The sequence below is a fragment of the Actinomycetospora sp. CA-101289 genome, assembly GCF_050955895.1.
Taxonomy (GTDB): domain Bacteria; phylum Actinomycetota; class Actinomycetes; order Mycobacteriales; family Pseudonocardiaceae; genus Actinomycetospora.
The window spans coordinates 4,519,913-4,532,679 of the sequence record NZ_CP192093.1; the positions used below are offsets into that span (position 1 = coordinate 4,519,913).

The following is a 12,767-nucleotide window of genomic DNA, read 5'->3' on the forward strand; positions in this document are numbered from 1 at the left end:
GGTCCGGGTCCCTGACGGCCACCCTCTCCTCGGGTCTACGGCCCGTCGCCCGACCGCTCGGCGCGCAGCCGGGCCTCCTCGCGCTGCACTTCGGCGCGGAGGTTGCGCTCGCGGCGCAGCCACTCCGGCTGCTCGTCCTTGATCGCCGTGATCTGGGCGGTGGTCAGCGGCTCGGTGATCTCGGCCCGGGCCAGACCGGAGATCGACACACCGAGCCGGTCCGCGACGACGGGGCGTGGGTGCGGACCGTCGCGACGCAGGTCACGCAGCCACGGGGGCGGGTCGGCCTGGAGGGCGTCGAGCTCCTCGCGGGAGACCACGCCCTCGCGGAACTCGGCGGGTGTCGCGTCGAGGTGCACGCCCAGCTTCTTCGCCGCCGTCGCGGGCTTCATCGTCTGCGTCGCCCTCTGCCGCCCCGTCATCGGCCCAGATTATCGGGCTCACCCGGCCGCTAGCCTGAGCCCGTGACCGCGCCGGGCGACACCCCGTCCTTCCGGCTCGGCTGCGTACCGGGTGCCACGCCGGGCAAGTGGGCGCGCAAGTGGGCCGAGCGTCGTCCCGACGTGCCCCTCGAGCTCGTCGGCGCGACCACGGACGACGTGGTGGGCCGCGTCCGGGACGGCGCGCTGGACGCCGGCGTGGTCCGGCTGCCGATCGACCGGGCCGGGCTGCACGCGATCCCGCTCTACACCGAGACCACCGTGGCCGTCGTGCCGAGGGACCACGTGCTCACCGCGGTCGACGAGGCAGAGCTCGGCGATCTGGCCGACGAGATCGTCCTCCGTCCGCAGGACGACACCCTCTCCTGGCCCGGCGACCTCCCGGGCCACGGCGCGGCGCACGAGCCCGCGACGACGGCCGAGGCGATCGAGCTCGTCGCCGCGGGTGTCGGCCTGCTGGTCCTCCCCCAGTCGCTGGCGCGCCTGCACCACCGCCGGGACCTGGCCCACCGACCGGTGACCGACGCGCCGCAGTCCAGCGTCGTCCTCACCTGGCCGGACGCGCCCAACAGCGAGCTGATGGAGGAGTTCATCGGCATCGTCCGCGGACGCACCGCCAACAGTTCCCGCACCCCCCGCGGTCGGGACCACCCGCCGCCGGGCGCCCCCACCCCCGCGAAGAGGGGACCCACCCGGCGGCGAGCAGCCCGTCGCCGGTGACCACCGGCGCCACGACGAGCACCTGGTGACCGATGCCGTCCGAGCACTACGGTCCGGCCATGTTCGACGGTGACGAGATCGTGCTGGGTCCCCTGCCCAAGGGCATCGTGCGTGCCGGGGAGGGCCAGCACGGGCGGGTGTGGAACGTGCTCGGCCACACCTACTGGGCGCGGGCCGTCAGCGAGTCCAGCTTCGCCTTCGAGACCCTCGACCCGCCCGGCACCGGCGTGCCGCCCCACGTCCACCCCACCCAGGACGAGCACATCCACGTGCTCGCCGGGGTCTTCACGCTCTACCTCGACGGGCAGTGGGAGAAGGCGGGCCCCGGCGACACGGTGCTGATGCCGCGCGGCCTCCCGCACGCCTACTACAACCGGAGCGAGGCCGACTCCCGCGCCCTGTTCTGGGTGAGCCCGACCGGGAAGCTGGCCCACCTGTTCGACCAGCTGCACGACCTCTCCGACCCCGCCGAGGTCGTCCGGCAGTCCGCGCTCCACGACGTCGAGTTCCTCCCGCCCGGCTCGGTACCCGGCGCCTGACGGCGGCAGGAGGTGCTCATGGACACGGCCACATCGCTCGAGCGGGCCCTCGGGTCACGTCTCCGCGGCGAGCTGATCTTCCCTGGCGGCGTGGGTTACGACGAGGCCCGCTCGGTCTTCAACGCCATGATCGATCGTCGACCCGTCGCGGTGGCGCGGTGCGCCGACGCGTCCGACGTGTCGCGGGCGGTGCAGGCCGCGCGCGACCACGATCTGACGGTGTCGGTGCGGGGTGGCGGCCACGGTGTGGCGGGGTCGGCGGTCCGTGACGGCGCCCTGATGCTCGACATGTCGCTCATGAAGGGTCTCCGGGTCGACGTCGACACGGCTCGCGCGTACGCCGAGCCCGGCCTGCTGCTGGGCGAGTTCGATCGCGGGACCGGAGTCCACGGGCTGGCGACCCCACTCGGCGTCGTGTCGTTGACGGGGATCGCCGGCCTCACCCTGGGCGGCGGGCTGGGCTGGTTGAGCGGGAAGCACGGGCTGGCCTGCGACAACCTCCTCGCCGCGGAGGTCGTGACCGCCGACGGCCGGACGTTGCGTGCGACCGAGGCGGAGCACGCCGATCTGTTGTGGGGCCTCCGGGGCGCGGGCGGCAACTTCGGGGTCGTGACGTCGTTCGAGTACCGGCTCCACCCGGTGGCCACCGTGCTCGCCGGCGGACTGTCGTTCCCGTGGGCGATGGCCCGCGAGGTCCTCGGGTTCTACGACGCCTTCGCGAAGGCGGCGCCCGACGAGCTCTCGACCGCGGCGTCGCTGGGGAAGGGCCCCGACGGCGAGCCGACCGTGTCGGTGGCGGCGTGCTGGAGCGGGAACATCGAGGACGGCCGTGAGGTCCTCCGCCCGTTGCTGGCTCTCGGTCGGGCGTCGGGTGGCTTCGCACCGGTGCCCTACCCGACCTGGCAGAGCGCTCCGGACGCCGGCTTCCCCGACGGACGCCTCCAGTACTGGAAGGCCGGCTTCCTGCGCACCCTCTCGGACGCGGCCATCGACGTGCTGCTGCGCTTCGTGCCCGAGATGCCGTCCAGTCTCAGCGGGGTGGGCCTGCAGCAGATGCACGGCGTGGCCAGCAGGGTGGACCCGGGTGCCACCGCTTTCCACCACCGCGCGGAGCAGTACGACTTCCTCATCCTCTCGCAGTGGCCCGAGGCGTCCGAGACCGAGCGGAACGTCGACTGGTCCAGAGCGCTGTTCGAGGCGATGAGCCCGCACCTCGAGGACGCGGTGTACGTCAACAACCTCGGGGACGAGGGCCGTGACCGGGTACGGGCCGCGTACGGCGCGAACTACGAGAAGCTCGTCGCCGTCAAGGACGCCTACGACCCCGACAACTTCTTCCGGGCGAACCAGAACATCAGGCCGGGGAGCTCTGGGGCCTGAGACTGCCGCCACCACACCGACCACTCAGGCGTCGGCATCCGGCGCTGGGTCAGAGCGGCCGTGGGCCGTGGCGGCGCCCCAGCGCAGGGCGTAGATCACGGCGCTGCCCAGGAAGAGCAGGCCCGTGATCAGGAGCCAGTTCTCGCTCTGGCCGATCGGCGGGTGGCCGGCGGTGAACCCGAACGCGTCGTGGCCGCGCCGGGTGAGGGTGGGGAAGTAGATCAGCCCCAGCACGAGCGAGCCCAGGACCGGTGCGCGGACGTGGTTGATCGCCGGGATCAGGGGTGGGCGGTGCGGGAGTGCCGTACGCCTGCCCCGGCGGCCGGCCGTCAGTGGTTGGTCGGCCAGCGCGTACAGGGGGTAGAGGACCAGGTCGTGGGCGATGACGGCACCGGCGAACCAGATCAGGAGCCAGATCGCGCTGGGGTCGGGAAGCAGGAGCACGACGACGTAGCCGGCCAGCGCGAAGCACCCGATCATCGCGAGCAGGTGCAGCGGGTTCTCGCCGTAGAAGCGGCGCCAGGCGTGCAGTGCAGCCCCCATCAGACGGGCTTCGGGCGGAAGTCGATGGCGGCGACCCACTTGGTGTTGTGCACTCCCGGCAGCGCGGGGACGATCACGCGCGCCGGGAAGCCGTGGTCGAGCGCGAGGTCGACGGTCTCCTCGCCCTCGTTGCCGACCCGCAGCGCGAGCATCGCGTCGGGGTCGAGGACCTGGTCGTTCTGCAGCGTCGCGCGGGCGTAGGCACCGGTCGTCTCGACGGACCGGACGACGGCGGAGTCCGGGTCGGGGACACCGGCCAGGGCGGCCAGGTCGCGCAGACGCACGCCGGTCCACGTGCGGGTCGTCGACCAGCCCTCGACGCAGGCGATCGGCAGGGTCGCCGTGTGCAGCCGCAGGGCGAGCAACTGGTCGCGGCGCAGCGAGACCTCGCTCGCCCCGCCGGTCAGGGCGAGCCGCCAGCCGTCACCGAGCTGCACGGGATCGATGGCCGCGCCGCTCACCGTGCGGTTGATCTGGAAGTCGTTCGGACCGGTGCCGTAGGACTGCCCACGGGGTGAGAGCAGCGCGAGCGGGCGCAGGGCGTCCCAGGTCTGCCCGACGCTCAGCACACCGACCAGCACGCTGCCGCCGCCGACCATGGCGAGCAGCCCGCGTCGGCTCAGCGTGGGCTCGTCGGGAGCGAGGGCGGCCAGGCCGGTGTTGTCCATCGGCTCCGGCTCGGTGTCGGCCGGGGTGTCGTGCAACCACCGCCCGAACGCTCCGGTGCCCCCGGGGCCTGCGCGCAGGGCGCGGATCATCGTCGGGAGCTTGAGGGCGACGTGGCTGACGAAGCCGGCGATGAACACCCATGCGCCGAAGTAGTGCGCGAGATAGAAGCTGAACCCGAACGAGTAGTCGTACTGGGCGTTCATCAGGCCGGTCACGAACTCGAACAGGACGCCGCCGACCAGGGCGAGCAGCGAGATGCGCTCGAGCAGCTGCGCGGCGCTGCGCACCGGTGGCCACGCGAACAGCTTGGGGACGACCGACCACAGCTTGGCCAGCACGACCGGCGTCAGGATCATCCCGAGCGTCACGTGCAGGCCCTGGTTGAGGCGGTAGAGCCACGAGGGGTTCGTCGGCCAGTCGAAGTACGGCAGGTGCAGGTACCCGACGTCGGCGGGCATCGCCTGACCGAACCGCGGCCCGTAGGCGATGTAGGACAGCAGGCCCGTCAGGATCACGATCGGCAGGCCGACCAGCAGGACCGAGCCGAACACCGACGTCAGCCAGGTCCCGCGCAGCGGACTGCGCCACGTCCGCGGGTCGGCGGGCGGGGGAACCGGGACCCGGGCCAGAGCGCGGAAGAAGGGCTGGGGGAACCCGTACTCGGGCTCGGGGGAACGTCTCGGGGCCTCGTCCCCGGCGACCGGGGTTCGGGCGTCGGCCGTGCTGGGCGCCGTCTCCTCCGGGTCGAGCGTGCTGCTCACTGCGCCCCCTCGGTCGGCTCCGTCGACCGAGTGGTCGAGTCAACGGGTACCGCGCAGTACAACGCCGCAACTTTGTACTGTCAAGTACAGGCGAGGACGGGAGCCGCCCACCTCAGGGGCGCGCCGCCGCACGAACGTGGTCGAGCGCCATGTCGATGGCGATCGCGAGCCGGCGCGGGTCGCGGCGGGTCTGAGCCAGGAGGAGGCCCCCCTGGAGTGCGGCCATGACGCCGGCGGCGAGTCCGTCGGGGTCGGCGTCAGCCGTGAGCTCACCGGTGGCGCGCATGCGGGAGAGCCCGTCGGCGATGAGCGCCTCCCAGGCGTCGAAGCCGTGCACGAGCGCGGCGCGGACCGGCTCGGAATGATCGGCGAGCTCGGCGGCCAGCGATCCGAGGGGGCACCCGTGACCGCCCCCGTGGACGTCGTTGCCGCTGACCACGGCGTCGCGCCAGCGTTGCAGCCCCCGCAGTGAGTCCAGCCCGCGCAGGAGGGGCTCCTGGAACCCCAGGACGCGGTCGATCTGGGTGGAGACGACCGCGAGGACGAGCGCGTCCTTGTCGGCGAAGTAGTGGTACAGCTGCGACTTGCCGGTGCCGCTCGCCTCGATGACGTCGTCCATGCTCGTGGCGCCGACTCCGCGGAGGTACATCAGGTCGGCGGCCGCGGTCACGATGCGCGCCCGCGTGGCCGCTCCACGAGCGGTCAACCGTCGTGGACCACCGGTGATGCCCTGCTTCACCGCCACCTCCTCGACCGTACGAGTGCCGCGCTTGACTGTACCGCCAAGTCCAGGGACTCTGCTTGTACCTGTTGGTACAACGAGGAGAGCTCATCGTGTCGATGCACAGACCTCCGGCCGCCGACCTACCTCTGAGTCGGGTCCACCGCATCGGCGCGGCGATCCTCGGTGCCGTCCTGATCACCTTCGGGCTCATGGGCTTCGCCCGCGGGCTCCCGTTCCTGTCGGTGGACAGCGCCCCGCTGATGGGGATGGGCTCCAACGGACTGCTCGCGACGATCTCGATCGTGGCCGGCTCCGTGCTGGTGGTCTCGGCCCGGCGCGGCGGGACCCTGGCCTCCAGCACGATGGCGACCGCCGGCGTGCTGTTCCTGCTCTCCGGTCTGGCCAACCTGGCGGTGCTCGGCACCGCCTACAACCTGCTGGCGTTCCGCTTCCCGAACGTGGTGTTCAGCCTGCTCGCCGGCATGGCGCTGCTGTTCACCGGTGCGTATGGCCGCCTCAGCGGCGGCCTGGCCGCAGAGAACCCGTACGCCCGGGCCCGAGCCGGGAGCGGGGCGCCCGACCCGGAGTCGTCCCGTCTCCGACTGCTCGAGATCGACGAGATGGCAGTCGCCGAGAACGCGACGTCGAACGGCGTCGCCACCCCGGAACAGGCCGCGCTCGTCCACGCCGACCGTGTCGAACGTGCGACCGCGCATCGCCGGCGCGCCCACGAGCAGGCGGCGCGACCCCGGTGACCGGGGGTAGGGCCCGGACTCAGGCGGCCGCCACGTCGACGGTGTGCCAGCCGGTGGCGCCGTCGGGGATGGTCGCGGTCCGCGGGGCCACCTGGGTGTAGCCGCTGCGGTCGGTGGCGCGGACCTGCAGGCGGTGCGCACCCGGCGACAAGTCGCGCACCGTGCGCCACATGCGCCAGGTGTCGATCGACACGTCGCGGGCGAGCTCGGCGTCCTGCCAGGCGCCGTCGTCGACGCGGACCTCCACCCGCGCGATCCCGGTGTGCTGGGCCCACGCGACACCGGCGAGCGTCACCCGGCCGGCCAGGACGGTGGACCCGGTCGCCGGGACGTCGATCCGCGACTGCGTCTTCACCGGGGCCTGCTCGGCCCACCCCCGCTGCTGCCAGTAGGAGGTGAACTCGCCGAAGGCGGTGAGCTCCATGTCGGTGAGCCACTTGCAGCCGGACACGTAGCCGTAGAGGCCGGGCACGACCATGCGGACGGGGAAGCCGTGCTCGACCGGCAACGGCTCGCCGTTCATGCCGAGGGCGAGCATCGCCGCGCGACCGTCGGTCACCGCCGCGACGGGCGTGCCGGTGGTGAAGCCGTCGACGCTGGTGGACGCGATCTGCTGGGCCCCCGGCCGGACGCCGGCCTCGGCGAGCAGGTCGGCGAGCGGGACGCCGAGGAAGACGGCGTTCGAGACCAGCGCGCCGCCGACCTCGTTGGACACGCACGTCATCGTGATCGGCACCTCGATCAACCGGCGGGCGCGCAGGTCGTCGTAGGACAGCCGCAGCTCGCGGTCGACCAGCCCGTGGATGCGCAGCGCGTAGTCCCGCGTGGTGAGCTGCGGGACCTGCAGGGCGGTGTCGATGCGGTAGAACGCGTCGTTGGGGGTCAGCCACGTCGGGGTGCCCTGCGCGGCGAAGTCCGAGCCGCTGAGGAGGTCGGGAGCCGGGGCGCCCGGGAGCTCGTCGACCGCGGCCCGCGAGGCGTCGGCCCCGCCGGTCGCGGCCAGCCACCGCCCGGCGACCGCCGCCGCGCCGGCGCCCACGGCCGTACCGGCGACGCCGAGCAGGAAGCGCCGCCGGGCCGACCCGAGCGTCCCCACCGGGCCGTCGCGGTGCACCGTCGGCTGCTCGACCCCACCGTCGTCGGGTGACGCGGGACCGGCCGCGGCGGCGAGCGCCCGCCGCATCGCGAGCCGGTGCAGCCCGACGAAGGCGACGAGCCCGGCGACGACGGCCGTGAGCGGGGCGACCACGTCGACCACCGAGAACGCCGGGGCCGCGGTCGCCGAGGTGATGGCGACGAGGCCGAGGACGACGATGACGGTCGCGCCGGGCGCCGCGGTCCGCCGACTCGCCAGCCCCGCCGCGGCGGCGGCGAGGACCAGGACGACGGCCATGCCGACGAGCAGGGCGACCTTGTCGTAGACGCCGAAGGTGGCGATCGCGAAGGCCTTGAGCCACTCGGGCGTGAGCCGGATGAACTGCCCGCCGACCGCCAGGACCGGGGAGGACGACGGCGAGAGCAGCCCGGCCACGAGGTCGCCCACCGCCAGTGCCGTCCCCACGCCGAGCACTCCGCAGAGCGCGGCGGGACCTGCTTCGGCACGTGGCCCGGCAGCGAGGCCCGGGTCGTGCGTCGTCGTCGGCACGCCCGGGCGTACGCCGCAAGACCCTCTCGGGTTCACCGGGCGGGAGCTTCGGCGGCGAACAGAACCATTTGGACCTGGCGTACGGACGTTCGGGGCAACGGCCCATCGATGTCGCCCCGTCGAGGCGGAAGGGGCTGCCGACCCGAGGGAGCTTCGCTGCGCATGACGGTGCCCGGGAGGTCATTCAGCGTGGCCCGGGTCGCGGTCGCGCTCGCCGCCCTGCTGGCCGGTCTCGCCGCCGTGCTGGTCGCCGGGCTCGTGGCCGTCGCCCCGGTGGAGTCGTCGACGTCGACGGTGACCTGGCCACGCGCGGGCGGCGACCCGACCCCGACCACGTTGTTCCTGGTGCCCTACCGCCCGGCGGCACTGACCGTCTCCGTGCCGTGCGCGGCGATCCGCGGTGCCCTCGACCGTGGCGGTCGCACCACCCTGATCGCCACCAGCACCTCCGGCGGCGCCGACGGTCTGGTGGTGCGCGCGGAGGACGGCCAGCTGCAGGTGCTCGCCACCGGCCGCTCCGTGCGACCCGACGTCCCCGGAGGCGACTGCGGACTGACCGTCACCGCGGACGGCGCGGGGCTCACCGTGGCCTCCGGCGCGGCGTCCCCGTCGGTGTTCCCCGGCGACCCGACGCCCGAGGTGTTCGCGGTGACCACCGATCTCACCGGACCCGACGCTGCCGGGTTGTCGCTGCGTGCGCGCACCCCGGCGTGGTTCGACAACGCGTCCACGCCGGAGAAGTCGGCTCTGATCACCCTCCAGCTCCAGCTCGCCACCGTCGCGCTCGGGCTGCTGGTGGTGTTCGGCGTCCTGATCACGGCCGGGGCGGAGCACGCCCCCTCGGGTGTGCGCCTCGCCGACGCCATGTCGCGGCTCCCGCGCCGGCCCGCGGACGCGCTCCGGCGGATCGCGGTCCTGGCGATCGACGCCGTCGTGGCCACGGTGCTGGGCTGGTGGTCGCTGGTCGGGCCGGTCACCGACGACGACGGCTTCGCGACCGTGATCGCACGGCAGTCCCTCGGCGGGGACGTCGGCAACTACTACCGGTGGTACGACGCGTCGGAAGCGCCGTTCGCGTCGTCCCAGCGTGTGCTGCAGTGGTTCCTCGACGACGGGCTCTCCCCCGTCGCGCTGCGCACTCCGAGCGTCCTCGCCTGCTTCGCCCTGTGGCTGGTGGTCACGCGCGGCGTGCTGCGACCCGTGCTCGGTCCGCTCGCCGACCGCGTCGGTGTCCGGCTGCTGGCCGCGCTGGGGCTGGCCGTGTGGTGGCTGCCCTACGACCTGGGGACACGCCCCGAATCGCTGGTCGCGCTCGGCACGACGTCGGTGCTGGCCCTGGTCCTGCGTGCTGTGCGCCACCGGACCGGGCCGTCGGCCCGGCCCGCGGTGATGCTCGCGGTGGCCGCGGGCGTCGCGGCGCTGACCACGACCGTCGCACCGTCCGGGATCGTCGGCGCGGCGCCGTTCCTGCTGTGCGCGCCGCGTGTGTGGCAGGTGCTGCGCCACGGCGGGGCGGGCGTCGAGGACCGTGCGTCCCGTGCGGAGGCGGCACTGTTCCTGCTCGCGCGGATCGCGGTGCCCCTCGGCCTCGCCGCGGTCGCCGTCACCGTCGTGTTCGCCCAGCAGTCCTGGCACGGGGTGCTGGTCTCCACCACCGTCCACGACCAGATCGGGCCGAGCCAGCCCTGGTACGCCGAGTGGCTGCGCTACACCTACCTGTTCGGCCAGGACAACTGGGGCACGGCCACCAAGCGCCTGCCCGTCCTGCTCGGCCTGGTGCTCGCGCTCCCGGCGCTGGTCCTGCTGGCTCGTCGCGGCCTGCGGACCACGGGACCGTCGGTGCTGCTCGCCCTGCTGCCCGCCGGGTTCGTGCTGCTGGCGGTGACGCCGTCGAAGTGGTCGCACCACTTCGGCGCCCTCGCCGGGTTCGGCGCAGTGGCGACGGTGGTCGTGGTGGTCGGCCTGGTCGCCGAGGCCCGCCGCGCCGACGCGCGCCTCGGCGTCGTCGGCGCCGTGACCACGGCGGGGCTGGTGCTGGCCGCCGCGGCCGCGTTCAGCGGCCGGGGTCGTGGTGGGGCTACTCCAACATCGGCATGCCGGCGGCCACCGGGCCCCAGCGCCCGTTCGACGATCCGCTCCTGTGGGCCGGCGTCGCGGCCGTCGTCGCCGTGGTGCTGCTGCTCCTGGCCCGCCGAGCCGGTCGGCCGTCGGCCCTGCCCGCCCTGACCGCGGCGGTGCTGGCCGTGCTCGTCGCGGTCACCTCGGTGGGCATCCTGACCACGTCCGCGGCCACCGCCGGCGACCGCGGCGACCGCTACTCGCTCGCCGCGCAGAACCGCGCCGCCGTGGCCGACCCGACCTCCCGGGCCGCGTGCGGCCTCCAGGACCGCGTCGAGGTGCTCCAGCCCGTCGCCGGCGGCCCGCTGCTACCCGAGCGAGGATCCTCCGCCGTCCTCGAGGGGTTCGCCGCCGACGGCGGGGCTGCCGACCCACCGCCCCGGCGTCCGGAACGGGAGCCCCGCAGCGGTCCCGACACCGACACCGGCACCGACACCGACACCGACGACGGGCGGGCCCCGCCGCACTGGGGCAGCAAGGACGAGGAGGCCGGCGTCGGTGAACTGACCACGCCGTGGTTCGCACTGCCGGGCCTGGGCGACGCGCAGGAGCTCGCCGTCGGCGTCGCGGGACGGACCGACGACGGGGCATCGGTGACCTGGGAGTTCGCCCGCGGCACCCAGGTCCTGGGCGCGCAGCCGGTCCGCGAGCTCCCCGAGCCCGAGCGCGGGTACCGCGGCTACGCCGGTGACGCCGAGCAGCAGCGGCTGCAGGACCAGACACCCGACCGCGATCGCTGGCGGACCCTCACCGTCGTCCCCGGCGACCTCCCGGCCGGCGCCGACCGGGTGCGGCTGCGCGCCACCGACGACCGCAGCGACGCGACGGTCTGGGTCGCCGTGACCGGCCCGCGCGTCGTCGACGTGCTGCCCCTCGACCGCTGGCTCGCCGGCCGCGGACCGCTGCTCACGGACTGGGCGATCGCCTCGGCCTGGCCCTGCCTCGGCGACCTGCCCCGGGTGGCGGGCGGGATCGCCCAGGCGCCCGGCGCGGTGGTCACCACGCCCGCGGGTCCCGCCGATCCCGGGTCCGGCGAGCGTCTCCTCGACGTGGGGACGCCGAGCGACATCGTCCCCGAGCGGTGGGTCGGGGGGTCCCTCGGCCTGGCGACGGGCATCGACGTCGGCGGCAGCTTCGCCGGGATGAACCAGGCCGGGAGCGTGGACGAGCTCGACACCCGGCTGCGGGGCGAACCCGAGCGCCGCTGGGGCCGGGTCCTCGTGCCCGACTACGGCGACCTCGCCACCGACGCCTACGACGTCACCGTGCAGACCACCACGATCGCCGGCACCGACGGCGACCCGCCACCGGTCCGCTCCCCCCGTCCGGTGGATCAGGCCGCGGCGGCCCTGCGGCGGCGGTAGGCGCTACCGCCGCCGTAGCTGGAGATGTCGGCCACGACGGCCAGCGCCAGGAAGAGGAAGTCGAGGCCGACGACGCCGCCTCCCGCCACGAGCATGTACGTCAACGTGGTCCAGGGCAGGAACAGGAAGCCCAGGATCGGGACCAACAACGTGCCGAAGACGGCGCTCCACTGCAGCGGGGCGACCAGACCCCAGACGAGGATGACCGCTCGCGGTCCGATGAGGAGCAGCACGATGAAGAGGCACATGGTGCATCGATAGGCGGTCCCGCCGCGGCGACGCCCATCCTCCACGGGTGATGTCTCCCGGCCCGGGATGGACGACCTTGGCGGCGGTCCGCAGGAGGAGGTGTCGGGTGGGACGGGACAGCACGGCGACCGACCCGGCGCGGCGGCGCCCGTCGTGAGTGGCGACGTCGTCGTCCTGGGTCTGGCGAGCGTCGTGCGCCCGACGTCGGTGGCCGCCGTCTACGCGTTCCTGGCGGCTCGCTCGCCCGCGCCGCTGCTGATCGCCTACCTCGTGGCCGGACTCGCGCTGAGCCTCTCGGTCGGGATCGCGGCGGTGACGTTCGTCCACATCAACCCACCCCCACCGACGGTCAGCACCACCGGTCGTGACCTCGTCGACGTCGCGCTCGGCGTGCTCGCCCTGGGCGCCGCGCTGTACTACGGGCTGCGGACGCCCCCGGAGGCACCGGCGGTCGCGCGCCCGGCCCGCCCTCCCTCGGCGGTGCGACGCCGGCTGAGCCAGCCGACCGTCTCGAGCGCGGCACTGGCCGGCGTGGCCACCCACCTCCCGGGGGTCTTCTACCTCGGCGCGCTCGCCGCCATCGTCGCGAGCCGCCCGGGTCTGGTCAGCGGTCTCCTGCAGGTCGGCCTCTACAACCTGCTCTGGTACGCCGTCCCGCTCACGGCCCTCGTGTCCTGGACGTGGCGACCGGAGACCACCCGGGACACCGCCGCAAGGCTCACCGCGTGGGTCCAGGCCCACCGCAGGAGCCTGGTCGTCGTGGTGTTCGTCCTCGTCGGCGTGTACCTCGTGGTCCGGGGCGTCTACCAGCTCGCGACCCGGTGAGGGGCGCGAGTCATCCTCCGGACGTGAGGTGCGGC

Annotated in this window: 13 protein-coding genes; 7 read left to right on the forward strand and 6 right to left on the reverse strand. The window is 74.0% G+C overall.

What is annotated here, in order from left to right; genetic code table 11:
* Nucleotides 1-35 precede the first annotated feature (35 nt).
* Complete coding sequence (locus ACQPX6_RS22510; protein ID WP_433788328.1) at nt 36-392, reverse strand: DUF5997 family protein; 357 nt, start codon at nt 390-392, stop codon at nt 36-38.
* A gap of 72 nt (nt 393-464) precedes the next feature.
* On the opposite strand from ACQPX6_RS22510, the gene ACQPX6_RS22515 reads away from it, so the two are divergent.
* Genes ACQPX6_RS22515 through ACQPX6_RS22525 form a run of 3 tightly spaced genes read left to right on the forward strand, consistent with a single transcriptional unit; the run spans nt 465 to nt 3,079 of the window.
* Nucleotides 465-1,160, forward strand: coding sequence for a LysR family substrate-binding domain-containing protein (locus ACQPX6_RS22515; protein WP_433782629.1), 696 nt, complete (start codon nt 465-467; stop codon nt 1,158-1,160).
* Between the two features lie 59 nt (nt 1,161-1,219).
* Nucleotides 1,220-1,699, forward strand: coding sequence for a cupin domain-containing protein (locus ACQPX6_RS22520; protein ID WP_433782630.1), 480 nt, complete (start codon nt 1,220-1,222; stop codon nt 1,697-1,699).
* An 18-nt stretch (nt 1,700-1,717) separates the two neighbouring features.
* Nucleotides 1,718-3,079: an FAD-binding oxidoreductase gene (locus ACQPX6_RS22525; protein ID WP_433782631.1), complete on the forward strand. Its 1,362-nt coding sequence runs from the start codon at nt 1,718-1,720 to the stop codon at nt 3,077-3,079.
* 24 nt (nt 3,080-3,103) lie between these two features.
* On the opposite strand, the gene ACQPX6_RS22530 is transcribed toward ACQPX6_RS22525, so the two are convergent.
* From ACQPX6_RS22530 to ACQPX6_RS22540, 3 genes are all read right to left on the reverse strand, one after another.
* Nucleotides 3,104-3,622: a hypothetical protein gene (locus ACQPX6_RS22530; protein WP_433782632.1), complete on the reverse strand. Its 519-nt coding sequence runs from the start codon at nt 3,620-3,622 to the stop codon at nt 3,104-3,106.
* A complete protein-coding gene (locus ACQPX6_RS22535; protein ID WP_433782633.1) occupies nt 3,622-5,052 on the reverse strand; it encodes a molybdopterin-dependent oxidoreductase in 1,431 nt (476 codons plus the stop codon). Before ACQPX6_RS22535 ends, ACQPX6_RS22530 begins: the two co-directional genes overlap by 1 nt.
* Nucleotides 5,053-5,164: 112 nt before the next feature.
* Nucleotides 5,165-5,797 (reverse strand): TetR/AcrR family transcriptional regulator, encoded by a 633-nt coding sequence (locus ACQPX6_RS22540; RefSeq protein ID WP_433782634.1) that lies wholly within the window; start codon nt 5,795-5,797, stop codon nt 5,165-5,167.
* A 95-nt stretch (nt 5,798-5,892) separates the two neighbouring features.
* On the opposite strand from ACQPX6_RS22540, the gene ACQPX6_RS22545 reads away from it, so the two are divergent.
* Complete coding sequence (locus ACQPX6_RS22545; protein ID WP_433782635.1) at nt 5,893-6,531, forward strand: DUF4383 domain-containing protein; 639 nt, start codon at nt 5,893-5,895, stop codon at nt 6,529-6,531.
* 19 nt (nt 6,532-6,550) lie between these two features.
* Here the strand turns inward: ACQPX6_RS22545 and ACQPX6_RS22550 are convergent, their stop codons facing one another.
* On the reverse strand, nt 6,551-8,092 hold the full coding sequence (locus ACQPX6_RS22550) for a molybdopterin-dependent oxidoreductase (RefSeq protein WP_433782636.1): 1,542 nt from the start codon (nt 8,090-8,092) through the stop codon (nt 6,551-6,553).
* Between the two features lie 273 nt (nt 8,093-8,365).
* Here ACQPX6_RS22550 and ACQPX6_RS22555 point away from each other — a divergent pair, with 273 nt between their 5' ends.
* Complete coding sequence (locus ACQPX6_RS22555) at nt 8,366-10,402, forward strand: arabinosyltransferase domain-containing protein (RefSeq protein WP_433782637.1); 2,037 nt, start codon at nt 8,366-8,368, stop codon at nt 10,400-10,402.
* A complete protein-coding gene (locus tag ACQPX6_RS22560) occupies nt 10,345-11,658 on the forward strand; it encodes an arabinosyltransferase C-terminal domain-containing protein (RefSeq protein ID WP_433782638.1) in 1,314 nt (437 codons plus the stop codon). The genes ACQPX6_RS22555 and ACQPX6_RS22560 overlap by 58 nt, the downstream gene beginning before the upstream one ends.
* Here the strand turns inward: ACQPX6_RS22560 and ACQPX6_RS22565 are convergent.
* Nucleotides 11,628-11,906 carry a hypothetical protein gene (locus ACQPX6_RS22565; protein ID WP_433782639.1) on the reverse strand — a complete coding sequence of 93 codons (279 nt, stop codon included), beginning with the start codon at nt 11,904-11,906 and terminating at the stop codon, nt 11,628-11,630. The two genes, ACQPX6_RS22560 and ACQPX6_RS22565, sit on opposite strands and share 31 nt — an antisense overlap.
* A 154-nt stretch (nt 11,907-12,060) precedes the next feature.
* Here ACQPX6_RS22565 and ACQPX6_RS22570 point away from each other — a divergent pair, with 154 nt between their 5' ends.
* The gene (locus ACQPX6_RS22570; protein WP_433782640.1) at nt 12,061-12,732 is read left to right on the forward strand and encodes a GAP family protein; all 672 of its coding nucleotides are present in this window, start codon (nt 12,061-12,063) and stop codon (nt 12,730-12,732) included.
* Nucleotides 12,733-12,767 lie beyond the last annotated feature (35 nt).